The 25,290-nt window shown below is 36.7% G+C and carries 25 protein-coding genes; 10 read left to right on the plus strand and 15 right to left on the minus strand.

What is annotated here, in order from left to right; all coding sequences use genetic code 11:
- Positions 1-50: 50 nt before the first annotated feature.
- Entirely contained in the window at positions 51-782 is a 732-nt protein-coding gene (locus ACH3PA_RS13535; protein WP_416443290.1) for an XRE family transcriptional regulator, read from the minus strand.
- 226 nt (positions 783-1,008) lie between these two features.
- On the opposite strand from ACH3PA_RS13535, the gene ACH3PA_RS13540 reads away from it, so the two are divergent.
- Entirely contained in the window at positions 1,009-1,167 is a 159-nt protein-coding gene (locus tag ACH3PA_RS13540; RefSeq protein WP_416448259.1) for a DUF1328 domain-containing protein, read from the plus strand.
- 79 nt (positions 1,168-1,246) lie between these two features.
- Here ACH3PA_RS13540 and ACH3PA_RS13545 read toward each other — a convergent pair whose 3' ends face one another.
- A complete protein-coding gene (locus ACH3PA_RS13545; protein ID WP_416443286.1) occupies positions 1,247-1,972 on the minus strand; it encodes an SIMPL domain-containing protein in 726 nt (241 codons plus the stop codon).
- A gap of 114 nt (positions 1,973-2,086) precedes the next feature.
- Positions 2,087-2,650, minus strand: a complete 564-nt coding sequence (locus ACH3PA_RS13550; protein WP_416443284.1) for a hypothetical protein — start codon at positions 2,648-2,650, stop codon at positions 2,087-2,089.
- A 205-nt stretch (positions 2,651-2,855) separates the two neighbouring features.
- Here ACH3PA_RS13550 and guaA point away from each other — a divergent pair, with 205 nt between their 5' ends.
- Genes guaA through ACH3PA_RS13565 form a run of 3 tightly spaced genes read left to right on the plus strand, consistent with a single transcriptional unit; the run spans position 2,856 to position 6,814 of the window.
- Positions 2,856-4,391: a glutamine-hydrolyzing GMP synthase gene (gene guaA / locus ACH3PA_RS13555; protein WP_416443282.1), complete on the plus strand. Its 1,536-nt coding sequence runs from the start codon at positions 2,856-2,858 to the stop codon at positions 4,389-4,391.
- A gap of 34 nt (positions 4,392-4,425) precedes the next feature.
- Positions 4,426-6,405 (plus strand): LysM peptidoglycan-binding domain-containing protein, encoded by a 1,980-nt coding sequence (locus ACH3PA_RS13560; protein ID WP_416443280.1) that lies wholly within the window; start codon positions 4,426-4,428, stop codon positions 6,403-6,405.
- Between the two features lie 4 nt (positions 6,406-6,409).
- A complete protein-coding gene (locus ACH3PA_RS13565; RefSeq protein ID WP_416443278.1) occupies positions 6,410-6,814 on the plus strand; it encodes an OsmC family protein in 405 nt (134 codons plus the stop codon).
- Between the two features lie 133 nt (positions 6,815-6,947).
- Here the strand turns inward: ACH3PA_RS13565 and rplT are convergent, their stop codons facing one another.
- From rplT to ACH3PA_RS13615, 10 genes are all read right to left on the minus strand, one after another.
- The gene (gene rplT / locus ACH3PA_RS13570) at positions 6,948-7,292 is read right to left on the minus strand and encodes a 50S ribosomal protein L20 (protein WP_416443276.1); all 345 of its coding nucleotides are present in this window, start codon (positions 7,290-7,292) and stop codon (positions 6,948-6,950) included.
- Positions 7,293-7,407: 115 nt separating this feature from the next.
- A complete protein-coding gene (gene rpmI, locus ACH3PA_RS13575) occupies positions 7,408-7,605 on the minus strand; it encodes a 50S ribosomal protein L35 (protein ID WP_416443274.1) in 198 nt (65 codons plus the stop codon).
- Between the two features lie 54 nt (positions 7,606-7,659).
- Positions 7,660-8,211: a translation initiation factor IF-3 gene (gene infC / locus ACH3PA_RS13580; RefSeq protein WP_416446736.1), complete on the minus strand. Its 552-nt coding sequence runs from the start codon at positions 8,209-8,211 to the stop codon at positions 7,660-7,662.
- Positions 8,212-8,233: 22 nt separating this feature from the next.
- Positions 8,234-10,180 carry a threonine--tRNA ligase gene (gene thrS, locus ACH3PA_RS13585; protein ID WP_416443272.1) on the minus strand — a complete coding sequence of 649 codons (1,947 nt, stop codon included), beginning with the start codon at positions 10,178-10,180 and terminating at the stop codon, positions 8,234-8,236.
- A 158-nt stretch (positions 10,181-10,338) separates the two neighbouring features.
- The gene (locus ACH3PA_RS13590; RefSeq protein WP_416443270.1) at positions 10,339-11,679 is read right to left on the minus strand and encodes a DUF58 domain-containing protein; all 1,341 of its coding nucleotides are present in this window, start codon (positions 11,677-11,679) and stop codon (positions 10,339-10,341) included.
- A complete protein-coding gene (locus ACH3PA_RS13595; protein WP_416443268.1) occupies positions 11,679-12,722 on the minus strand; it encodes an AAA family ATPase in 1,044 nt (347 codons plus the stop codon). The genes ACH3PA_RS13590 and ACH3PA_RS13595 overlap by 1 nt, the downstream gene beginning before the upstream one ends.
- Positions 12,709-13,911: a DUF4350 domain-containing protein gene (locus ACH3PA_RS13600; RefSeq protein WP_416443266.1), complete on the minus strand. Its 1,203-nt coding sequence runs from the start codon at positions 13,909-13,911 to the stop codon at positions 12,709-12,711. Before ACH3PA_RS13600 ends, ACH3PA_RS13595 begins: the two co-directional genes overlap by 14 nt.
- A 17-nt stretch (positions 13,912-13,928) precedes the next feature.
- Positions 13,929-14,678, minus strand: a complete 750-nt coding sequence (locus tag ACH3PA_RS13605; protein ID WP_416443264.1) for a DUF4129 domain-containing protein — start codon at positions 14,676-14,678, stop codon at positions 13,929-13,931.
- The gene (locus ACH3PA_RS13610) at positions 14,678-15,535 is read right to left on the minus strand and encodes a hypothetical protein (RefSeq protein ID WP_416443262.1); all 858 of its coding nucleotides are present in this window, start codon (positions 15,533-15,535) and stop codon (positions 14,678-14,680) included. The genes ACH3PA_RS13605 and ACH3PA_RS13610 overlap by 1 nt, the downstream gene beginning before the upstream one ends.
- Positions 15,513-16,499, minus strand: a complete 987-nt coding sequence (locus ACH3PA_RS13615) for a stage II sporulation protein M (RefSeq protein WP_416443261.1) — start codon at positions 16,497-16,499, stop codon at positions 15,513-15,515. Before ACH3PA_RS13615 ends, ACH3PA_RS13610 begins: the two co-directional genes overlap by 23 nt.
- A gap of 35 nt (positions 16,500-16,534) precedes the next feature.
- On the opposite strand from ACH3PA_RS13615, the gene ACH3PA_RS13620 reads away from it, so the two are divergent.
- Together ACH3PA_RS13620 and ACH3PA_RS13625 are read left to right on the plus strand one after the other, a co-directional pair.
- Positions 16,535-17,257: an RDD family protein gene (locus ACH3PA_RS13620; protein WP_416443259.1), complete on the plus strand. Its 723-nt coding sequence runs from the start codon at positions 16,535-16,537 to the stop codon at positions 17,255-17,257.
- Positions 17,257-17,880: a trimeric intracellular cation channel family protein gene (locus ACH3PA_RS13625; RefSeq protein ID WP_416443257.1), complete on the plus strand. Its 624-nt coding sequence runs from the start codon at positions 17,257-17,259 to the stop codon at positions 17,878-17,880. Before ACH3PA_RS13620 ends, ACH3PA_RS13625 begins: the two co-directional genes overlap by 1 nt.
- On the opposite strand, the gene ACH3PA_RS13630 is transcribed toward ACH3PA_RS13625, so the two are convergent.
- The gene (locus ACH3PA_RS13630) at positions 17,881-18,606 is read right to left on the minus strand and encodes a peptidylprolyl isomerase (RefSeq protein WP_416443255.1); all 726 of its coding nucleotides are present in this window, start codon (positions 18,604-18,606) and stop codon (positions 17,881-17,883) included.
- A 2-nt stretch (positions 18,607-18,608) separates the two neighbouring features.
- Between ACH3PA_RS13630 and ACH3PA_RS13635 the strand changes: the two genes are divergently transcribed.
- The 4 genes from ACH3PA_RS13635 (at position 18,609) to ACH3PA_RS13650 (ending at position 24,045) form a co-directional block, all read left to right on the plus strand.
- Positions 18,609-19,256, plus strand: a complete 648-nt coding sequence (locus ACH3PA_RS13635; protein WP_416443253.1) for an NUDIX hydrolase — start codon at positions 18,609-18,611, stop codon at positions 19,254-19,256.
- 71 nt (positions 19,257-19,327) lie between these two features.
- Positions 19,328-20,131, plus strand: coding sequence for a lysophospholipid acyltransferase family protein (locus ACH3PA_RS13640; RefSeq protein ID WP_416443251.1), 804 nt, complete (start codon positions 19,328-19,330; stop codon positions 20,129-20,131).
- Between the two features lie 154 nt (positions 20,132-20,285).
- On the plus strand, positions 20,286-21,221 hold the full coding sequence (locus ACH3PA_RS13645) for a serine hydrolase (protein WP_416443249.1): 936 nt from the start codon (positions 20,286-20,288) through the stop codon (positions 21,219-21,221).
- A gap of 58 nt (positions 21,222-21,279) precedes the next feature.
- A complete protein-coding gene (locus ACH3PA_RS13650; protein WP_416443247.1) occupies positions 21,280-24,045 on the plus strand; it encodes an Npt1/Npt2 family nucleotide transporter in 2,766 nt (921 codons plus the stop codon).
- On the opposite strand, the gene ACH3PA_RS13655 is transcribed toward ACH3PA_RS13650, so the two are convergent.
- Entirely contained in the window at positions 24,025-25,287 is a 1,263-nt protein-coding gene (locus tag ACH3PA_RS13655; protein ID WP_416443245.1) for a serine hydrolase, read from the minus strand. The two genes, ACH3PA_RS13650 and ACH3PA_RS13655, sit on opposite strands and share 21 nt — an antisense overlap.
- Positions 25,288-25,290 lie beyond the last annotated feature (3 nt).

The raw sequence follows: 25,290 nt of genomic DNA on the forward strand, positions 1-25,290 counted from the left end.
AATCGCGCTTAAAACTAAAAAATCCCGGTTTTACCGGGATTTTTTAGTTTTTAAAGTTTGCTTATTTTTTCAATGAGTTTGCTCATATCCTGTTGAAGTCGTTCTACCTGACTTTCTAGATGCTGAACGCGTTTATTTGCGTCCATATCTATAATGTTTAATGCACTGGTAATTTTGCCACGCACGATCAATATCTCAATAACGTTATTTAACGAGTAAGTTATACTCTCATATTTGCTGTTGTCGCTTATAAGAATAATAGCATTGTTATTAAGGTCTTTCTTGATACGCTTAGTAAGCACAGATTTTTCAGTTACTATTACAGCAACAGAACCATCTAAAATCTCAGTTAGATCATCAGCCTTTTGAGTTATTAAAATATCACCGTGCATTAAAGTAGGGATCATACTATCACCTTCTACTTCAAAAAGTTTTTGGCCATGAGCCGGTTCAAATCCAGGTATCTTAAACATTTCAAGAGCACCCATCCATTCATCATTATCCCGGTTTTCTACAAAACCAGCTCGAGCTTCTACATTAATAAGAGGGACAAAGCCATTATTTGTAGACATTATGATCGAGTTTCTAGATCCTTTTAAGATAAAATCTGTGGGGACGCTATACAAGCCACTTAAAGTAAGCAAGTGTTCTGTTGTAATAGAGTTTTGTCCGTTTTCAATGAGGGAATAGGCTCCCTGCGTGATACCTAGTTCACCTGATACTTTTTTCTGAGAGTACCCGGCAGATTCTCGTAAAGATTTTAATTGATTTGAAATTGACATGTGTTGTAATTGAGGAGTTGGAAATTCTACTTATAATAATTTCGACAAATATAAAATAATTTTTAGGGATTATTGTTATTAATTATAGATTTGTTTAATGTTAGTTAGGAATTCTAAGAATAATTTAATTAATTTTAACAATATTAGGGTAATATTAATTATTTATAAAAATTTAAATATTATTTTTATTTATTAATTTCAGTTGAATTCTAAAAACAGATTTCTGATGTTAAAATGGATTGTTATTTTTTTAGTTGTAGCACTTATCGCTGCAGTATTGGGTTTTGGAGTAATAGCAGGTGCTGCTGCCAGCATAGCAAAAGTGATTTTCTATATATTCATCGTACTATTTGTAGTTGTACTGATACGTAATTTTGCCCGATGATCCAGGTGCATTGAGCAGTCTAAAAAAAATGACTGAAAGATTGATTTTCTGATAATTAATAGGATAAAAACAACAGTTTTCAATCAATTTCATATTCTAAGCGCATTGTAATACTTGCAGTCTTTTTCTTATCTACAGTGTTAAACGAGCCGCTCCAGCTATAATCTTCACTGCTGTTTTGACCCGTTATTTGAAAAACTCCCATTTTTGCGCTTTTAAGCTTGCCTAAATTACCACCACTTTTTTCAGCAATTTGTTCAGCGCGCATTCTTGCATCTTCTGTAGCTTTAGAGATCATTGCAATTTTGAGATCTGCTAACTTTGTGTAATAATATCTAGGCGGACTGCTCTGTAATTGAACTCCCTGATTGAGTAGTTCTGTAATTTCTCTGGAAACGAGTTCTGTTTTTTCTACATCTGTAGATTCTATTCGAATGGTCTGTCTCAGTTCGTAACCCACAAAAATACTTCCTGTAAAGTTTCCATTTTGATATTGATTTTCGCGTTGTTCATTTGTACGTACAGCTTCAAAAATAATACTACTCTCAGCAATACCTTTTTGTTTAAGATACTCTTTAACTATGGCTTTATCTTTGGCTAGATCTGCAAAAGCCTCTTGTAAATCGGGATTTACACGCACAAAATCGGCCTCCCAGACTATTAAATCAGACGTAAAATCTTCGCTGCCTAACCCCGTAACACCTATTGTGCCATCAGGGTTTGCACGATCAATATATGCATTGCCTAAAACAATAGCGGCAACTACTATGGCTATTGAAAATATTACAGCTGTGATATATTTCATAATTTAAATATTAACCTGTTTGATATATAAGTCTCTCAAGATAACATTTATTCTATTTCAAATATTGTGCTGTACTTACTCAGTGGAAGGCATAAAATAATTAGAGCACTTAGATTAAGGATGTACAACGACAAGTAAAGACACCCACTCTGTAGTATGAGCCTCTACAACGATTTCATACCCACATAAATTTTTTTTCCAAATACGGCCGGCCCATAAAAAACCGCTTTTCAGAATATCATTTTTGTCTTTATTAGTAAACTCTTCAAATCCCCTGTCATCAGGGCCAAAATGATTGTACAGCTTATTTACTAAATTTTTTAGTGCTTGGATATAATGATTAGTGACATCTACCGCTGAGAAAAAATAACGTGTTCTTTTAAAAGCAGGATCGTGAGTTACAAAGACCTTATGGAAAAGATCAGCTTTAGGCTGGGAGAAATGTTTCTGATACATTTTTACATTGCTTACCATCCTGTCTTCAAGCGTATCATACGAATGCGGGCAAAATGGTTTCAGCTTCAAATGTAAAATTTCATCGAGTAAATTAGAAGGGTGAGATCCTTCTTTAGAATGGTATTGGTTAATAGTTGGTATCACAGTTTTTGTTAGTTTTACTATTAAAATTAAGTCATTTAGTCTTAAATTTCTCTTAACTTGAATATAATTTTTATTCATAAAATATTATCTAATAATATGAATAATTATTTAGAATACTTAATCGCAATCCTAAAATCATTAATTCTACAGCGATTTATATTGACTCGTTTAGAATCACTTTTTATATACAGAAGGGAATAAAAATCTTAAATTTGCCAGCAATTCATAGCAACAAGAGCCGACTTGAAACTTTGGTTTCTAAATGGCTCTCAAAGTTTCCTTTATGCACAATAATGTTCTTATTCTAGATTTTGGTTCTCAGTATACTCAACTAATAGCAAGGCGTATACGTGAGCTAAATATTTTCTGTGAGATAAAACCATTTAATAAACTGCCTGATGATATTAGTATCTATAAGGCAGTAATTCTTTCGGGTTCACCTTTCTCAGTACGAGGAGAAGATGCTCCACATCCTGATTTAAGCGAGATAAGAGGCAAAAAACCTTTACTGGGCGTTTGTTATGGTGCCCAGTATTTAGCACACTTTCATGGGGGTGAAGTTGGCGCTTCTAATACGAGAGAATATGGCAGGGCTAATCTTTCATTTATTAAAGATGCAGAGCCTTTTTTTGAAGGAGTACAGGAGGGAAGCCAGGTGTGGATGAGCCATAGTGATACTATTAAACATTTGCCTGAAAATGCGGTAAGACTTGCCAGTACGTCAGATGTGCTCAATGCGGCTTATAGGCTAGAGGGAGAAGAAACGTATGCTATACAATTTCATCCTGAAGTATATCATTCTACAGACGGGAAACAGATTCTTCACAATTTTCTTATCAATATTGCAGGCGTAGAACCAGACTGGACGCCGGCAAGTTTTGTAGAAGAAACAGTAGAAGAGCTTCAGAAGAAGATAGGTCCTGATGATAAGGTTATTCTGGGTCTTTCTGGTGGTGTAGATTCATCTGTCGCAGCAATGTTATTACATAAAGCTATTGGTAAGAATTTACATTGCATATTTGTAAACAACGGCTTACTGCGAAAGAATGAATATCAGGATGTACTTGATCAATATGAAGGCATGGGGCTCAATGTAAAAGGAGTAGATGCTTCATCAAGATTTCTATCAGAATTAGCAGGCTTAAGTGACCCTGAAGAAAAGCGCAAAACAATAGGTCGCGTTTTTATCGAGGTTTTTGACGATGAGGCGCATTTAGTAGAAGGTGCACAATGGTTGGGGCAGGGAACAATCTATCCAGATGTTATAGAATCTGTATCTGCTACAGGAGGACCATCAGCAACGATTAAATCACATCATAATGTAGGCGGACTTCCAGATTTTATGAAGCTTAAAGTGGTTGAGCCTTTGCGCATGCTTTTTAAAGATGAAGTGAGACGTGTAGGAGCAACAATGGGTATGGATAAAGCGTTATTAGGCAGACATCCATTCCCCGGGCCTGGTCTTGCAATACGTATATTAGGAGATATTACACCAGAAAAAGTGCGTATTTTACAAGAGGTTGATGCTATTTTTATTAATAGCCTAAAAGATTGGGGATTGTATGACAGTGTCTGGCAGGCAGGAGCTATGCTTCTTCCGGTAGACTCAGTGGGCGTTATGGGAGATGAACGTACATATGAGAAATGTGTGGCTTTGCGCGCTGTAGAGAGTACAGATGGTATGACTGCAGATTGGGTAAATCTTCCTTATGCTTTTCTACAAAAGGTTTCAAATGATATAATAAACAAAGTAAAAGGCGTTAATAGAGTAGTGTATGATATAAGCTCAAAACCGCCCGCTACAATTGAGTGGGAATAATCTTAAAAGCTCCTTATTTTAAAATTTTATGTACATGAAAAATGCTTCTTTAATATTCCTTTTAATATTCGTTGTATTTAGCTGTGCTTCTATAGGGCAGCAGTCTTATGCAAGTCATCGGGTTGAGCAGGGTGAGACAGTTTCATCTATTGCAAATAAATACAACATAACTGTATACGAATTGTATAGGTTAAATCCTGAAGCAAGAGATAATATGTATCCAGGCCTGGTATTAATACTACCTGGTAATAATACTGTTTCAAATACCACAGATAGTGATAACGATGGAGACCCCATAAAGTTTAAATATCATAAAGTTAAAAAAGGAGAGACTTTATACAGCTTGTCAAAGACTTATGACGTGCCAGAAGATGTAATAAAGCGATATAACAAGCAGCTTTATGCAGCAGAGTTAAGAACCGGCGAGGAAATAAAAATTCCGGTGAATTATAGTGAGGCAATAACATCTGGTGATAAACCAGCAGAGACAAACAGAAAACATATTGTAAAACCTAAGGAAACGAAATATGGTCTGGCTGCAATGTACGGAATCACCATTGACGAACTTGAGGAGATGAATCCACAGATAGTTGATGGGCTTAAAGAAGGTGCTATCTTAAATGTACCAGATAAGTCGTATACTAACAATGCTGTTATAGAAAATTCTGAATTTGGATTTTACGAAGTAAAGCAAGGCGAAAACATGTTCAGATTAACTCGTCGCTGGGATATATCTGAAGATGAATTGCTTAAGCTAAATCCGTCCTTAGTTGACGGACTAAAAAAAGGTATGATCTTGAAGCTGCCTAAAACTATACTAGGTGCAGAGGCGGCTTCCGGAAATGCGGGACAGGTAGATCTAACTCAACAACTTACTAATTTTTCTACAAAACATCTTGCTATGATGTTGCCTATTAACGTGAGCAAGACAGTGGGTGATACTTCAGATGTGAGAAAAGAAGCGCTTAAAGAGAACAGTGTCATGCGCATTGCACTAGACTTCTACAGCGGTGCTTTAATGGCGATAGATTCTGCTAAACAACTGGGTGTTTCCACGCAAGTGTATATTTATGATACCGAATTTACACGCAGAGAAAACGCTCAAAACTCACGTAAAATCGAAGATATTTTATCAAATAGCGACTTTGCAGATATGGATGCTGTAATAGGACCATTTGTGGGAGCTAATGTAGAAAAAGCAAGTTCTATTTTAGCACGCTACAATGTGCCGGTTGTGTCACCATTGACTCCCCGAGTTACAATGCGTTCAAATATTTTTCAATCTCGCCCAACTGAAGATATTTTAAGACAAAAAATGATGGATTACATAGCTATTTCTTCAAGCGGTAAGAATGTGATCATCATAGCAGACGGTAAGAACTCAAAAGTTAAGAACGATCTGCTTAATCGTATTCCAAATGCAAAAGTAGTTGACCCTAGAAAAGGGGATAATGGCTATTATTTGAATGCAAATGATCTTAATGCAAAAATTTCTGAAACTGCAGAAAACTGGATAATTCTTGAGACTAATGACATTCCTTTAATCAGTAATGTGACCACTAATTTAAGTACAAAAGTTCAGGATAAAAGAATCACACTTCTAACAACGTTTAAGGGTAGTGCGTACGAGAGTGATGATATTTCAAACATTACATTAATGAATTTGAACTTTCATTTTCCATCTGTAGATAAAGAGTTTCTCAACGATAGATCAAATAGTTTTTTCGAGCGATACACCTCAAAATATGGCATAGAGCCTAATAGCTATGCGATACGTGGTTTTGATATTACATTTGATACCTTATTAAGATTAGCTTCTGCAGAAGATCTGTATGCCTCTGCAGATAGCGGTTATGAAACGCATTATGTTGAGAATAAATTTAACTACGTAAAAGATTCAAACGGTTATAATAACAAAGCGGTTTACATTATGAAATATGGCCCAGAACTATCGCTAGAAGAAGTTTTGGTCCCTACAGATACTATAGATCGTTCAGGAATGCTTAAAAATTAATACCATGACAAGTACAGTCACCTATAAAGGAAATCTACGTACAGTGTGTACACATCTTAAATCGGGAAATTCTTTTATCACAGATGCTCCCACAGATAATAACGGCAAGGGAGAAGCATTCTCACCTACAGACACAGTTGCTACGGCACTGGCAAGTTGTATGATCACAGTTATGGGGATAAAAGCAGCTCAGTTAAATGTAGATTTAGCTGGCGCGAAAGCTGAAGTAACTAAAACAATGGCAGCCAACCCCAGAAGAATTTCTGCTGTTGCAGTTAAACTTGAACTTCCGGAAGCGGTAGATGAAAAATCAAGAGCAATATTAGAAAATACAGCCAGAACCTGTCCTGTTCTTCAAAGTTTACATCCAGATATGGAACTGGATATTACTTTGACTTGGAATCAGTAGAAAAATCGGTCAAAATGATATAAAAACCTCCTGTAAAGCGGAGGTTTTTTAGTTTATAAATTAAAAAAGCCGCTAGTTTAAAACTAACGGCTTTTTTTTATAAGCGGATAATGTTATTTAATAGGCGTGAGCCCTATTTTACTTGATTTACGATTGCTTCAAAAGCTTCAGGGTGATTCATAGCTAGATCTGCTAAAACCTTACGGTTAAGTTCGATCTCGTTAGCTTTTACTTTACCCATAAACTGTGAATAAGACATCCCGTGTAGACGAGCACCTGCATTGATACGGGTGATCCAAAGAGCACGGAAGTTTCTTTTCTTTTGACGACGGTCACGGTATGCATAAAGCATAGCCTTGTCAACCGCATTTTTTGCAACTGTATAGACGTTTTTACGTCTTCCAAAGTAACCTTTGGCTTGCTTAAGAACCTTTTTTCTTCTGGCTCTAGAAGCAACGGAATTTACTGATCTTGGCATAATTTTAAATTTTTTTGTAGCAGGCGGGCATTTACCACTTTAATAAAGAACAGGTGTTTTTATAAGTTCTTTGCCTAACTCCAGGGTTTATATAATAATTTTAACCGGTTACTTCTTATTTAAGGCGTAACATGATTTTTACATTATCCTCATCTGCTTTATGTACAACAGTATCATGAGTTAATGCAAGCTTGCGCTTTTTAGATTTTTTAGTCAAAATGTGACTTTTAAAAGCGTGCTTTCTTTTAATTTTACCAGTTCCTGTAAGCTTGAAACGCTTTTTAGCACTGGATTTAGTTTTCATTTTAGGCATCTTCCTAGTTATTTTTAATCCGCTTATTATCTTTAGTCAACCGCGATGATTGATCTATTTTGCTTTCTTAGGTGCGATAAACATAATCATACGTTTACCTTCTAATTTTGGCATCTGTTCTACTTTACCATAATCTTCAAGATCCTGAGCTAATCTTAAAAGTAAGATTTGACCCTGATCTTTATAAATTATAGAACGGCCTTTAAAGAAAACATATGCTTTTAATTTAGCCCCTTCTTCAAGGAACTTAATCGCATGTTTCTTTTTAAAATCGTAGTCGTGATCATCTGTGTTGGGACCAAACCTAATTTCTTTTACGATCACTTTAGTCGCTTTAGACTTCATGACTTTTTCGCGCTTTTTCTGCTCGTAAACGAATTTCTTATAGTCCATCACCTTGCAAACCGGTGGTTCTGCATTAGGTGATATTTCAACCAGGTCCAGGCCTTGTTCTTCTGCGATTTCCAGTGCCTTACTGGTGAGGGTTACGCCCATCTCTACATTATCACCTACTAATCGTACTTCGCGAGCACGTATTTTCTCGTTGATATTGTGTTTGTCCGTCTTCTGAACCCTTGCAGGGCCTCTTGATCTTTTTCTACGTATTGCTATGGCTATATAATTTTAATTAAACTTCAAATTTCTTTAGTGTGTGGTTGATCTGGTTATTGATGATACCCGCAAATTCTTCTACGGTCATCGATCCTAAATCTTCACCACCATGTTTACGTACAGAAACCGTACCATCATTTGCTTCTTTCTCGCCAACGATCAACATAAAGGGTAATTTATTCATTTCGGCTTCCCGAATTTTTTTACCCATGGTTTCTCCGCGTCCATCTATAAGGGCGCGAATTTCGTGATTTTCTAGCAAATTTAAAACATTTTCGGCGTATTTCTCATATTTCTCACTGAGGGTTAATATGATAGCCTGTTCTGGCATTAACCACAGAGGGAAATTGCCGCCCGTATGTTCTAACAGTATGGCAATGAAGCGCTCCATACTGCCAAAGGGTGCACGGTGTATCATCACCGGTCTGTGCTCTTCATTGTCACTTCCTTTGTATGTTAGTTCAAAACGCTCTGGTAAATTATAATCTACCTGTATTGTGCCCAATTGCCAGCTGCGACCTAAGGCATCACGTACCATAAAATCAAGCTTGGGACCGTAAAAAGCTGCCTCACCAGTCTCAATAACATAATTAAGCCCTTTTTCTTCTGCAGCATTTATAATTGCTTGCTCTGCCTTGTGCCAGTTCTCGTCAGAACCGATGTATTTTTCTTTATTATCAGGATCACGCAGAGAAACTTGTGCTGTAAAATTTTCAAAACCTAAAGAGCCAAAAACATAAAGCACAAGATCGATTACTTTTTTAAACTCATCGTCTAATTGATCTGGTGTGCAAAATATATGCGCATCATCCTGAGTAAAGCCGCGTACACGAGTTAAACCGTGCAGTTCACCACTTTGCTCATAACGATATACAGTACCAAATTCTGCAAAGCGTTTAGGAAGATCTTTGTAACTCCATTGTACAGAATTGTAGATCTCACAATGATGCGGGCAATTCATTGGTTTTAGAAGGAATTCTTCACCTTCTGATGGAGTAGTAATAGGTTGAAAACTGTCTTCACCATATTTTGCATAGTGACCCGAAGTCACATACAGTTCTTTATGGCCAATGTGTGGTGTAACCACCATCTCATAACCAGCTTTCTTCTGTGCAGCTTTTAAGAAATTTTCTAATCTTTCGCGTAAAGCGGCACCTTTAGGAAGCCAAAGTGGCAGTCCCTGACCTACTTTTTGTGAAAAGGTAAAAAGTTGAAGCTCCTTACCTAATTTTCTATGGTCTCTTTTTTTTGCCTCTTCAAGCAATTCGAGATATTCTGTAAGTTCTTTTTGCTTGGGGAATGAAATACCATAAACTCGGGTAAGCTGTGGATTTTTTTCATTACCTCGCCAGTAAGCGCCGGCAACACTCATTAATTTAACGGCTTTTACAATTCCGGTATTGGGAATATGACCGCCGCGACATAAATCTGTAAATGTATCGTGATCACAGAATGTGATAGTGCCATCTTCCAGGTTTTCTATAAGTTCTACTTTAAACTCATTGCCCTGGTTTTTGTAGAAATTGAGAGCTTCAGCTTTGGTCACACTTCGCATGGCAAAATCGTGCTTACCACGTGCGATTTCGAGCATCTTATCCTCGATTTTTTTAAAGTCATTCTCGCTTAAAGAACGATCTCCTAAGTCAACATCATAATAAAATCCTTTATCTATTGCAGGACCAATGGTCAATTTAACACCGGGATACAGCTCTTCAAGGGCTTGTGCCAAAATGTGAGAACTTGAATGCCAGAATGCTTTTTTACCTTCTTCATCATTCCAGGTATAAAGAACAAGTGAACCATCTTCTGTTAAAGGTGTTTTCGTCTCAACCGTTGTGTCGTTATATTTAGCTGAAATCACATTGCGTGCAAGACCTGCACTTATGCTGTTAGCTACATCTAAGGGAGTAGTACCCTGCTCAACTTCTTTTACACTGCCGTCTGGCAAAGTAACCTGGATCATACTTAAAATTTAGGTTGCAAAGATAAGCGTATGTTCAGTAAACATCAAGGTTTAAAACTTCAAAGTTTAACAGAATAATTTAAATACTGTCAGGTGGTTTTTTTGAAAGCAGAAAATGATTTCGAAAATGGGTTTTATTACAAGAAGTATATTTAATCTTATAAAATACCTCGTGCTTTTATCTCAAGATATTTATTTATGGTATTTACGGTTAGGTCTTTAGGTTTAGTAAGAACAGCTTGTATACCATATTTTTCTAATTCTTTAACCATTAATTTTTTATCATACTCCATTTTTTGAGCAATAGTTTTATGATAAATCTCTGCGGTATCTAAAGCTGGTTTTGTTATAAGGTCATCAAATTCTGTATTTTCAAAAAAGATGACAACCAGTACATGTTTTTTAGAAAGACCCATGAGATAGGGTAGTTGTCTTTGTAGAGAAGTGATGTGCTCAAAGTTAGTATACAATAAAAGCAGGCTGCGATGGGTTATTTTTCGTTTTACTTCAGCATAAAGCAGACCCATATCACTGTCAAGAAAACGTGTGTTTATATTGTAAAGAACCTCAAGAATAGTATTGAGATGTGTTTTTTTACTGCTGGCAGCAAGGTGATTTTGTATAGTATTGCTAAAGGTGACCATTCCCGTTTTATCTCCTTTTTTAAGCGCAATATTGCTAAAAGCAAGGGTGCTGTTTATAGCATAATCTAGAAGAGTAAGACCTTCAAAAGGCATTTTCATTACTCGGCTTGCGTCTATTAGCGAATAAACGGGCTGCGATTTTTCATCCTGAAACTGGTTAACCATTAAAGCGGCACGTTTTGCTGTCGCTTTCCAGTTTATGGTACGCACATCATCACCTGTGACATAATCTTTAATTTGCTCAAACTCCATCGTGTGGCCAATGCGCCTAATTTTTTTGAGTCCGTATTGTGTGAGTTTATTGTCAATGGAGAGAAAAGCATATTTTTTCATTTGTATAAATGAAGGATACACTTTTACAAGCTGATCTTTTTCAAATTTGTAACGCCTAACGGTAAGAGACAAAGCAGAAGATACATAAAGGTTAAGATTACCAAAAATGTATTCACCTCTTTCAACCGGAGTAATTTCATACGAGAATTTACCAGATGAACCTCCATTGATGTCCAGCTCTTTAGAGAAATCCCTTTTTTGAAACTGTACCGGGATTTCATCGATGGCATTTATATGTACTTTGAATTTGTATTTATTAGCGATAGTAACAGGAACAATATTGGGGTCGCTATTAGAGAATTTTTCAGGCAGATCTCTTGTAGCTGTGATCCCGTTTTTTAATCTAAAAAGAGCTACAGCGTCAATTGTAACTAATAAAAACAGGGCCCAAAGAGCTAACCAACCCGCCAGATTAAACAGGTGAAACCAATATGAAAACAGGAAAATAACCGCAATAATCGCAAGGGCGTAAAAAACGCGCTTAGTGAGATAAAGTGATTTTATAAAGTTTATAACGAGCACTAGCGGGGAATTTCAACAGCCTGTACAAGCATTTCTATTACAGTTTCCGGAGTCATGCCTTCCATTTCTCGCTCTGGCGAAAGAATTACACGATGTCTCATAACCGGGATAACAGATCGTTTTACATCTTCCGGAGTGACAAAATCTCTTCCGTTTATTGCTGCAAAAGCTTTGGCAGCATTCATAATGGCAATTGAAGCACGAGGTGAACCGCCCAAATATAAATGAGGATGTGTTCTCGATTTTACAGTTATTTCTGCGATGTAATTAAGAATCTTTTCTTCTATAATTACTTCATGAGTTAGTTGGCGAAAAGCCAAAAGTTTCTCTGGCGTAAGCACAACATCAATATTTTCTGTAGGTTTTACATGTCGCTCATGATGACTTTTTAAAATAGCGATTTCGTCCTGTAAGTCAGGATAAGAGACTTTTATTTTAAAGAGAAAACGATCCAGTTGTGCTTCAGGCAGGGCGTATGTACCTTCCTGCTCTATTGGGTTTTGTGTGGCAAGAACCATAAATGGTGGCTGCATGCTGTACTTATGCCCGTCTATAGTAACCTGTCGCTCTTCCATAACCTCAAAAAGAGCGGCTTGGGTTTTCGCGGGAGCGCGATTTATTTCATCTATAAGGACGATATTTGAGAAGATTGGACCGTTTTTGAACTCAAATTCGCTGGTTTTCATGTTCAAAATAGAAGTTCCCAACACATCACTTGGCATAAGATCTGGCGTAAACTGAATACGACTAAAGTCTGTATGCAACGTTTTAGCGAAAAGTTTAGCGGTAATCGTTTTTGCAATTCCGGGAACACCTTCTATCAAAACATGCCCGTCTGAAAGTAACGCCACGATAAGCAACTCGATAAATTCATGTTGCCCAATAATCACTTTACCCAATTCTGCCTTTAGCTTATCAACGGCATCGCGCAGTTCTTCTAAAGGAAGTCTGCTTTTAAAATCAATGTCTTCAGCAGGTGATTGATCTGCATCAGTATTTTGCGGTAAATTGATCTCCTCTGGTATATTTTTATCTTCTTCCATTATACATGGCTTTAAAGTGTTCTATTTTCTTGTTAAGCGCTATTAATTCGATTTGAGAAATATGCGCTTTTTGCTGAATCAAAATTATGTAATCTATCAGTTCTTTTACTTCGGCTAAAGGCGTCTGGCTTTTTGCGGCAATCTTTTCTACAAATTCAGATCCCTGCTCAGCTGTCGCAATGGAATAATGGCTGCGTAGAAATTCCATAAAATGATTGATCTGGTGTTGTGCTATTTGCTTGTTTTCGCCTTTCTCCAGATACATACCTGCGATCGTGCGAGTAAAAGTTAAGGTTTGATTGGCTAGTGGTTTTACCACAGGAATACTGCGCTGTTTACGTTTACCTTCAAAATAAACATAAAGCAATGCGATTATGATTATTGTATAGTAAGCCCAACGCAGGTATTTGTTATTAAGCACCATATACAGTGGTGATGAATTGAATGATTTACCCGATTTGTAATAGTGGTCTAAATAGATCTTTGCGTTTTTTGGCACATAAGAGAGGATTTTACCCGTATAATCGCTGTTTTTTTCACCCAGCATAAAGTAATTAGTAAAAGCCTGAGGGAAGGTATGTAATACTACAGAACCCTTTTTGTAGGGAACTTTAATGAAGTTGACTTTTGGTTCTGCGATCTGGGTAGAATCATTATTTCTAATAAGATCATAAGTGCCAAGAACGGTAGTATTGACTGTGTCTATTTTATCAAAATACACAGTGTTTATATCTTTTTTGATAGAGTATGGTGTCTCACTTTTCAATTCGGGATTACTCAAATTAAGCAGCGGTCGTTTCGTAATCTGTTTAGAGGCTTTATAATAAGCTGTTTCCAGATTGAGTGAGTCAAGTATAGTTTTGCTAATAGCAGTGGCAGAGATGAAAAGGGTATTGCCTTGCTCTACCCAGTTTAAAATTTTGTTTGCTTCTGCGCTGTCAAAATATACACTATTATTTACAAAGAAATAAGTGCCGCTAACAGTAGAATCTAGCAAGAATTCAAACGGAGGCACTTTTACATTTTCTGTTTCCAGATCCTGATTTTTGTCTAGTTCTTCATAAAAAATATAACTGCCAAAGGGTATTTTGTCAATCTTATTATAACTCTCAAACCAATTGATAGGATCTGGCTGTAAAGCCTCTGCCACGATAAGAAAAGTGATGAGCCCAATTAAAAGGGTGGCCATTATTTTGTAGCTTCTATTCATACGAGGTCCTGAAGCTTTTTAAATTCTTTTTCCGCTTTCGCGAAAGCTGACGTATCTACAACAAAACTACCGTACCAAATAAAATCATAAATGCGTGTGACCTTTACAAATTGTTGTCGCACATCATTGTTTTTAATCTCATAAACGTAGTCGTGATTTGTCTTTTGTACCTGCCAGTCTATAACATCCTTGTCTTTTAATTGCTGCAAAGCGAGGAGGTAATAATAGCGCACTGCCAGCCGGTAATTATTAGCAGCCACAGCTTGCTGAATCAATTTGCGTATATCCTCTCGTTCTAAGATCTCCTGCTCGCTGCTTAAAATCACATTACTGCCAGACCTTGCCAGTAGTGGAGTGCCGCCGGTGTCAATTTTTATGAAAAGCCAGATAATGAAAGTGAGCACAGCAATTAAAATAAGATAGGGAAGTGCTTTAATAAGTAAAGCCAAAAAACCTTGAGCCTGATCGCCGTCTAGAATCCAGTCTATAATAGACGCCCAAATATCGCTTAGCCATTGCTTGAAGCGCGTGTACCAATTGTCTGGAGCTTTATATTCTATGTATTTAAAATCATCTGTTCTTCTATAATCTTCAATAGCATTATCACTAAAAATCACAGGATCTACATGACTACTATCAATTTTTATTTCCTGTTTTATAGCTAAAGAGTCCTGACCATAAACCCTACAATTCTGGGTGTAGAAAAGGATAATAGAGAAAAAACAAATGAGTTTTAATCGTGTCATTAAATGTTATCGCCTATGCTATCAATGCGTTCTAAAGTCCCTGTCTGGTTTTTTGTTTCGTTCAGGTTGTAATAAATAAAAGCAGATGCTATAGCAACCACGGCATACAAGATATATGATACGGCAGAAGCGATTACATTAAGAGTAATATAAACCCAATCGAACATACTAGAGAAATCACCGTTAGAAATTTCAGAAGAACTTGTAAGTCCTTTAATAATTGTGTAAATAATTACAGGAACCTGAAAAACCATACCTATAAGGTAAACAACCAGACTTACTACGATTATGGTTGCGAAGGTTACCCACCATTCACCTTTGATCAAAACGAAACTTTCTGAAATAGAATCGCTAATTCCTCTTCCTCTAAATATCATGATCGCAAAAACAAGAGATAATGGTACTGAAAGATATACACAGGGAAGTATACAAACTACAAAACCTGCAATTAGAATAATTGCTGAAAGAACACCTAGACCTACAAGTCCGCCTAGGTTAGCTCGTACAGCTTGTGAGATTTGTTCCTGATTTACATTTCCTTCATTTTCTATATATGACTTTATATAATTTAAGACGGTTCCGTAAAGAAAGCCGTAATAAAACAACAGTGCAACCATTAAAAAAAGCACGCCCATTATAACATTTCCACTTCTAAAGATGCCTCCGGTTATATCTGTAAAATCAGTTGCCGTAGCCGCATTAAAGCCTGCTGCAGCAAGTAAAACCAAAAATGGTATTCCTGCATTTTTGACTAAAGCGCTAAACAGAGGTTTGTATTCCAGTCTAATGAATTTAAAAGTATCAGACAGTATCTCACCTAATTCACGTTGTCTTTTAAAGACTATGTATTCTTTCATTTAGTTGTTGGTTTTTCTTGTAAACAATTCGGGGATAAATAACGTAATAAAATAAAATTAAACTCAAAGAAAGACCAATTATTAATACAGCTAGCCAATCTGGCATTTCTGTATGTCTGGTCACAAAACCTTCTAGAAAGCCTGCGATTATAAAAAAGGGGATAGTGCTTATAACGATCTTAAGACCATCTTTAAGTTTTATTTTAAAAGATTCTAGTCTCGTAAACGTCCCCGGGAATAAAATACCATTACCCAGCACGAGACCTGCACATCCTGCAATAATTATAACCGAAATCTCTATTGTACCATGAATCCAAATTGTGCGGGCAGAGTCCCAAAGCATTCCTTTATCGTAAAAAAAGTATTGAAAGGAGCCTAGCATTACGCCGTTACGCATCATTATAAATAAGGAGCCTACACCAATTAAAATTCCAAATATAAAAGCAAACAAAGCTACCTTAATGTTGTTTACCGTGATGCCCATAAACATTTCTATCTCATTAGCATCTTTGTAAATAGCCATAGGATCTTTATTGGCTATATTTTCAAGTGTGCGATTTACATAACCATCGCCCATAATGCTTCTCACATAAGCACCATCTGTAGCTGCACTATACGCTCCAATTACCGAAAATAGGATAAATGTTGCAAATGCAATTAGTAATTGTGGCTGGTATTGATAAAAAAGCAAAGGGAACTCCCTTGTGAAAAAGGTTATAAATCTGTTTTTAGATTCTCGCTTGGCCTTATATATTTTTTGATGTGATTGCGATGCAAGATGGTTAAGATATTCTGCGGTTTTGCTTCCGGGATAGAACGTATTCGCATAACTTAAATGATCTGTAACCTCTACATATAAAGCAGATAATTCATCTGGTTTTATTTCAGATTTATTATTGAGAAGAACGTTTTCAAATCTTAACCATTTATCCTTATTTTGCTTCACAAATGCCGCCTCGCGCATGGTCTAGTTGTTAGGATGGTAAAGAAAAAGAATTAATGGATAATTTTCAAATCGAAACAGCTCAAAATGTTACCATACAGCAAAATGTAGCTGGTATAGGTGATAGGATATTAGGCTATCTTGTTGACGCTGTAATTATTATAGCGTATTGGGTAATTTCTTTATTTGCACTGGCAGGTTTTGGGATAACCACAAACAATACCACTTCACTCAGCATATTTTTTATGGTGCTTGGTATTCCTACATTTTTATACCATCTTTTGTTTGAAACTTTATGGAATGGGCGTACTCCCGGCAAAGCAGCTTTTAATCTTAGAGTGGTAAAACTAGATGGTTCTAAACCGGGGTTAGGAAGTTTTTTTGTGCGCTGGATCATGAGAGTTATTGATATAAGTTTGACAAGTGGGGGAGTTGCTATACTAACCATTCTTTTGACTGGTAAAGGGCAGCGTCTGGGTGATATGGGTGCAGGAACAACCGTTATCAATGAGAAGAAGCGTGTGCGGCTTAGTCAAACTTTAATGGAAGATATACCAGAGAATTATCAGGCAAAATATCCGCAGGTAACTGTATTTTCAGATAAGGATATGCAAACCGTAAAAACGGTTTTTACACAAGCAAGGCAAAAGGGAAATCACAATGTGATCGTTAAATTATCACATAAACTAGCAGAAAAAATGCAGATAATCCCTGAAGAAAAACCGCTTGTTTTTGTAGAAAGAGTGCTTAAGGATTATAATTTTTATACCCAGCAGTAATGGAGAGTTTTACAGATATAGTTGATATCCTGGGTACCGTTTCTTTTGCAATTTCAGGCGTACTTACTGCAATAAAAAAGAAGATGGATGTGTTTGGTATTCTCATTATTGCGACTGTTACATCTGTGGGCGGGGGTACTATACGTGATCTGCTAATTGGTAAAACACCGGTAACCTGGATGCTAAATAGCACATTTACCTACGTTATTATTGCAACCACAATTTTTGCTATCGTTTTTAGAAAATGGCTTAAATATCTGCGTACATCGTTATTTCTTTTTGATACAATTGGGATTGCTATGTATACAATCGCTGGTGTTGAGATAGGATTAAAAATTAATCTCAATCCATTAATTTGTGTTGCTCTGGGTACTATAACTGCCTGTTTTGGCGGAGTTATAAGAGATATCCTGTGTACTGAGATACCTATTATTTTTAGAAAAGAGATATATGCGAGCGCATGTATTGCCGGCGGAGTGATGTATGTGCTGTTGTCACATTCTGCTTTGGGACCTACAATGGTGGCTGTTCTCGCAGGATCAACTATAATTATAATACGTACGCTTGCTGTAAAATTTAGTCTTAGTCTGCCTTCTATTTATCCCAAGACTTTTGAAAATTAATTAGTCAAGCAGTTCCATATCTATGTAGATGTTATCAATAGGCCATTCATTACCATCTACTTCAACCTTGTTTATCTCATCAACCACATCCATACCTTTAGTAACTCTACCAAAGACTGTGTGTTCCCCGTCTAAATGATGAGCGCCGTTAGGTGCCTGAACAATAAAAAATTCAAACGGAGAAGAAGCATCACTTATGTTCTGCTCAGTATATTTTGCAGCACTTAACGCGCCACGCACGTGAGGGTGATTAGGTCTTGATTCATTTGGGATGAGGTAATTACCTATTTTCTGGCGTTTTTTTGGCGTTTCGTAGCCATCACTATTTCCGCCCTGTATAACAAAACCTTTAGCCACGCGATGCATCATCGTATTGTGAAAGTAATCTTGTTTTACCAGAAGAATAAAATTAGCTCGATGCAAAGGAGTATCTGTGTACAGCTCCAGATCTATATCGCCAAAACTCGTTTTTAGTCTAACCCGCGTTTCCGGGTTATTCTTGCCATACTCTTTCAGGAATGGTTTTAGATCTGCCTGAGATTCAATTATAGAACCCAGTTTTTTCTTTAGCTTGTCATTCTCTGCCTTACTTTTCGCTTTAGCAGAAGTATCTTTTTTAGTTTTAGAAATGTCTGTTTGTGTTTTTTGTGAACCTGTTTTTTTATCTTCACAGCTTGTGTTTACTAAAAATAGACAGGCGATAAAAACATAAAATAACTTACGCATAGATGCAGTTTAAAGATTTTCAGGAACAGTTATCAAAAATAGGCAAATTGTCTTTACCGGGCGAGTCTGCCCAATATGAGATGGCCCCACTTGAACGACTTAGAGAAATAAATGAGACAGATATTGAAAAAAGAAATCCCAGATGGGCGGGTGTTTTAGCGCTGTTTTATCCCTCTCTTTCGCGTGAAGCGAAATTAGCACTCATTTTAAGAAAAACCTATAAAGGAGTACATAGTAATCAGGTTGGTTTTCCCGGTGGTAAGGCAGAAATATATGATAAGGATCTGAAAGAAACCGCTTTGCGCGAAACTCAAGAAGAGATAGGGGTTAAAAAAGAGGAAATTACTGTTCTGAAGCAAATGACTGAAATTTATATCCCGCCAAGTAATTTCTGGGTTCAGCCATTTATTGGGTTCACGACAAATACACCTCATTTTATTAAAGAAGACGCAGAGGTAGAAGCCATTATTGAGGTAAATGTGACCGATTTTCTATCTAAAAACAGCGTTATTACTCAGAAAATAATCACTTCTTATGCAGAGTTGCCTGATGTACCTGCATTTAAACTGAATAATTATGTGGTGTGGGGTGCAACGGCAATGATGCTTAATGAGATTAAAAGTTTGCTTCTGGAAGCGCATGATTTGTAAATTGTATCTTTGCAATCTTGCAATTATCAGTATGACTGAGCAATTTTCTGCTTTTATAAAGAAATATACTTATGGGGATTTTTAAAACTAATCCTTTTGGCCACTATCTTATTTTAAAAAAATGGTTGATCCGTATCATGGGTGTAATGACCCACAGGAGGTACCGTGGTTTTAATGAATTGCAGATTGAAGGCTCTGAAATTATAAAAGATCTTCCGGGAACAAATGTTTTGTTCGTTTCTAATCATCAAACCTATTTTGCAGATGTTGTTTCTATGTTCCATGTTTTTAATGCGAGCCTAAGCGGGCGTGTAGATTCAATTAAAAACGTAGGTTATTTGTGGCAACCCAAGCTTAACATATATTACGTAGCCGCTCATGAGACTATGCGTAGCGGTATTTTACCACGTATAATGGCGTATGCCGGTGCAGTAACTGTAAAGCGAACCTGGCGGGACAAAGGTCAGGATATTGAACGTCCTGTTAATTTAAGTGATACAGAAAATATAGGTATAGCCTTACACGATGGCTGGGTTATCACATTTCCGCAAGGGACGACAAGACCCTGGAAGCCTATAAGAAAAGGAACTGCGCACATCATTAAACAATATAAACCCGTTGTTGTACCTATAGTGATAGATGGTTTTAGAAGATCTTTTGATCGAAAGGGAATCAGGATCAAAAAGAGAGGTATTTTACAAACGATGGAAATAAAGCAACCTCTGGATATAGATTATGAAAATGATAGTGTAGAAGACATCGTAGAGAAACTTGAATATGCTATCGAGCAACATCCCTCTTTTCTCAAGGTAATACCCACAGAAGAAATTGAAGCTCAGGAAAAGCTCAATGCCAAACGCAAGTGGGAATATTAATTACCTAATTCTTTTTTATTTAACAGTGGTCTGGCACAGCCTTTGCAAATTTGGGGCCGTACTGTTAAATGTTTAATAATGTTTGTTATATTCTTAACCTTTGCATACTATTAATGTGAACTTAGAGTTAACAATTCTATAATAAAAAGCTAATATGAAAAGAACTTTTGCCCTTCTATTCCTACTTACTCTAATATTCAACGTTGCATATGCTCAAGAACTTCCTTTAAAAGATTGTGTTGACGCTCCCTTAATAAATTTCAATAGTAATTTACTTAAAAATCAACTCTATAAGCAGCTTTCTGCTGATCCTAAGGTAAAGAGTTTAATAGATCATAAAAAAATGTCTGTGGGCATCGTAAGCCTTGAAGATGTAAATAATATTCAATATGCCGGCCTTAACGGGGAAGAAATGATGTATGCGGCGAGTTTACCCAAAATCGCTATACTTCTTGCAGCTATGGACGCGATTGATAAAGGAGAGCTTAAAGAGACCGATGAAGTTAAGCACGATATGTGGTTAATGATTAGTAAGTCTAATAATCAGGCAAGCACACGCATGATAGACCGCTTAGGATATGATAAAATAAACGGCGTTTTAACAAGCGATAAATATAAGCTTTACGATAAGAAAGTAGGCGGTGGTCTTTGGGTTGGCAAGCGTTATGCGGCAGCCGGTGAGCGCAGACCAGACCCTATAAAAGGTTTAAGTCATGCTGCTACTGCAGAACAGGTTTGCCGTTTTTATTACAAACTTGTTACCGGTACTCTTGTAAATGCAGCACGTTCTAAAGAAATGCTTAGTATTATGGAGCATCCTTCTTTACATCACAAATTTGTAAACACGCTTGAGCGCATTGCACCAGATGCACGCCTTTTTAGAAAATCAGGTTCTTGGAAGACTTTTCATTCAGATTCAATTCTGGTTTGGGGAGACGACGGTAGAAAATATATACTTGTAGCCCTTGTAAATGATGCAGACGGTGAGCAAATAATTAGAAATTTAGTAGTTCCTGTTGAGCGCGCAATAAAAAAATCACGTACTTTAATCGCCAGTGTTGACAAAGACAACGATAAGGTAAGTGATTAAAACTTTTCTAAAAAAAACGTTTAATATAAGAGATGGTGAAATAGCCATCTCTTTTTACATGCAGTTATATGTCTTTTTGATAATAACTGTTCTTTTAATTGTTAAACCCACCGTAAACGCTTTATTCCTGAATAGGCTGGGCGCCGAAAACCTTGCATTTGGGTTTCTTTTTATAGCAGCAACGGCAATAATTTCATCCTATTTTTACAACAGGGCGGTACGTTCATTCTCTTTAAAACGTATTATCGTAAATACACTAGCCTTCTTCTCTCTTTCTTTTATTATTTTAAGTGTCCTCCTTCAAATTGACTTTCTCACAGATGGATTTCTCTATGCTTACTATGTAATCTCAGGTATTTTTGCGGTGCTAACTACAAGCCAGTTTTGGTTATTGGCAAATATGGTTTTCAATGCCAGAGAAGCTAAAAGGTTATTTGGTTTTATTGGTTCCGGGGCTATTGCTGGGGGTATTTTTGGTGGCTACTTAACTAATATCTTAGCGCCTATAATTGGTAATGCTTACTTATTAATTATCGCCTCATGCTTTATTCTCACTTGTATACCCTTACTTTTTACGATTTATAAAAAAGGTTATGTAAGCAGAGCGGCTCATGCAACTTCCCGCAGCACAGAAATCGATGATTCTGCTTTTAAGATATTACTAAAATCTAAACATCTTACGTACCTCGCTTTAATAGTGGGTTTAGGCGTTATTGTGGCAAAATTGGTCGATTTTCAGTTTAGTGATTTTGCCAGTAGAGCGATACCAGATTCAGATGAACTTGCATCATTTTTCGGATTTTGGTTTTCTACCTTTAATCTCTTCTCACTTGTCATACAGTTGTTCTTCACAAACCGGGTGGTAGAAAAACTGGGAGTTAATAGTTCACTGCTTATTCTTCCTTTAGGCATTGCATTGGGGTCGTTGTTGTTTTTAACAGTACCAGAATTATGGGTTCTTGTACTCATTAAAGGGCTTGATGGTAGCCTTAAACAATCTGTAAATAAAGCCGCGACAGAACTGGCCATGGTTCCTATTTCTTTAGAGATCAAGAACAGAACAAAATCGTTTATAGATGTGGTGGTAGATAGTGTGGCTACAGGTATTGCCGGTTGCTTACTAATCTTCGTTATTAAGGGGTTAAATCTTCCCAGTACCTATGTCACTGTTATTATTCTTCTGCTGATTTTTGTATGGTTAGTAGGGATTTTTAAGGTCAGGGACTCTTATTTTAAAAGCTTTCGCGAAAGCTTAAAAGCCGCTGTAGAATATTCTGAGGGTGTACCTATACGTAAAGCAAAATCGAACTTACAGGTGGCAAAATCGATACTTTCAGGGGGAAATTCGGCCGAAATTATTCTTTATCTCCAGAACTTGACCTCAACAAATGCAAAGATTCTAAAACCCAGAGTTCTTAAGTTACTATCACATCCTGACCATCAGGTAAAAGAAGCGGCTATTGCTCAATTATATCATTATCCCAGAGGTACGGCCATAGAAGAAGTGCGCAGATTGGTACACGTAAAAGATGATGAGGTAGTTTATGCAGCGCTTAATTATCTAATTCTGCATACAGAATTGAGTGATGACCGTATTTTTGATTCTTACCTTAATCACAGCAGCGATTACATTGCACATGCCGCTTTGCTTTGTCTGGCAAAAGAAGCAGCTAACAATAAGAGAGTTTCTCTGCGATATAATCTCGAGCTACGTATCGAACTTTGGCTTGCTGAATTAGAATTACCTAATAGCGAACATAGAGTAGAGGAGATTGCTTTTTTATTGGAAACAATAGGATATGCCAGGATTCCACAGTTCTACTCATTTATCTCGGTAAATTTCAATAATAAAGATGGTCATATTGTACAGCATGCGATTGAGGCAGCCGGTATTACAAGAGAACCTATGTTTATAGATGCACTTATAGACTTTCTTACGGTAAAAGAATATAGAAAGAGCGCGATAAATGCCCTTATCATGTACGGGGAAGATATTAGCAAGGAACTTCTTTATAGGGAATCTGAAAAATTATTGAAGACCGGGGCAAAGAAGCATGTACCGAAGGTTATAGAAAAATTCAGGACGCAGCCTTCTATACGTTTTTTGATTAAACTTTTAAAGAGCCGGGATATTCTTATACGGCTTTCGGCAGCAAAGTCACTACACAAATTAAAAAGTAAAAACTCTAAACTGAACTTTTATCCTCGACTTGTCAATAATCTTATAATGTCTTTCTGCCAGGAATATGAGAAAGTGGTAAAAGCAAAAAATGTAATTGAAGATAAGCTTGATATGAGCAGTTACTCCGTATCTCTGCCCGAAGATGATCTTACAGAATTAAACCTGGCTTATGAAGCGTTGCTTGATGTACTTAAATTACAGCTTGATCAACGTTTAGAAACTTTGTTTAAACTGCTGGGAGTTCATTACAATAAAAAAGATATGGATATTGCCTATAGCGGACTTACAAGCAGGATTGAAGATACGCGCGCTAATGCAATTGAGTTTTTAGATAATATTTTAACCCCAAAACTTAAAACTTCCTTCTTACCAATTCTTGAAACAAATGTTATTAAAGATCAAAGTCAGGAAGACAATTTGATCTTTCCATATACTTTTCATGATGCTTTAATTTACCTGTTAAGAGAAGGAGACGGTCGCATTCGGCTTTCTGTGATTTACCTTATTCAATACTTAGGTGACACTTCATTCTTGCCACAACTGGAAGAATTGCTACAAACTGCAAAAAATCGCGATGTGCGATCTTTTACAGCTATTGCAATTAAAAAATTGAATGCGAATTTACTCGGGAAGCCCGCTTAGTGCTTTGTCTATTCTGCTGGCGAGATACATGTGATCGCTTGCAGAATTTTTGTTGAGCACATTGGTCATAAGACAAACCATATATTTTGGTCCACTAGGGTGCTCGACGATTATTACTGAGTTCATGTAATTGTATACATTACCAGCATAATCTCCGCAATTCGGGTTTTTATTTCGGTCACATTTATAAAAGCTACCAGATTTAAAATATACAGCAGCAGAATCTAACCGGCTTGAATGTGCATAACGTATTCTTCTATCTGTCATATACATGAGGCGTTTCATTTCAAGACTAGACAATGAATCGACTACTTTACCTTGCTCCAGAGAAATTAAGAATTTCATGAGTCCTTTAGGCGACCCTATACTACCACCTTGTCTGCTTACAAATCTTTCAGCTCCATCAGTAAAAAACCCGCCTAATCTCCATTCATCTTCAGAAATACCAAGTTTTCGCAGAGGTTCATTAACGATCTCTATTGATAGATCACTAATAACTTTACGGTCAGTTTCTTTAAACCAGTTCATAGCTTCTTCATCAGTAAGATTAAAATAGTCATTACCAAAGACAGACATTAGCATAGCTTCGCGAAAGACAACACTTGCAGCACCGTTATTACTTACAGACATCATGTGGTCTACCCATTCATATAAAGTAAAAACATCATCTTGACGCGTTTGTCTTTTTGTTAGCTTATCGTTTTCTATATCGTAAACCGGAATCGTATGATGATCGTAAACGGCAAATGGACCGCCTTTAACTTTCTTAAAACGTAAAAGATTAATACGGGTATCCCAATCTTCAGGACAAAGTTTTTCCAGTTGATCAAACAAACCTACAAGTATTGCCAATTTACCCACGCTACCAGGTTGATAACCTCTGGTCTCATTTCTGGCGGCATATTTCACATTAGTGCTATCTGTCATATCCAGTACTGAAAGTGAATAGCTATTGTCAAGACCGTAAAAGAGTTTAGAGATCTTTCCCTGTAAATCTGCATCGGGAGTCATTAGCACCTTAGCGCTGTCTTTATAAGTGGTTAGATTTAATTTAATGTCTTTAATAGAAAGATAAGCTCCCGGCGGGATTCTGTTATAATCAATACTGTCTCTCACTATTTTCTCTAAATAGGCGAGACGAGAGATACCCGTTCTTTGATATCCATCAATAGGATAAATCGTGGGAACGGTAAAGGCAGTAATAAGTAGTAATAAAGGAATATATACTAGAAATTTTTTCATCAA

This window comes from Leeuwenhoekiella sp. A2 (assembly GCF_047946655.1).
In the GTDB taxonomy this organism is placed as follows: domain Bacteria; phylum Bacteroidota; class Bacteroidia; order Flavobacteriales; family Flavobacteriaceae; genus Leeuwenhoekiella.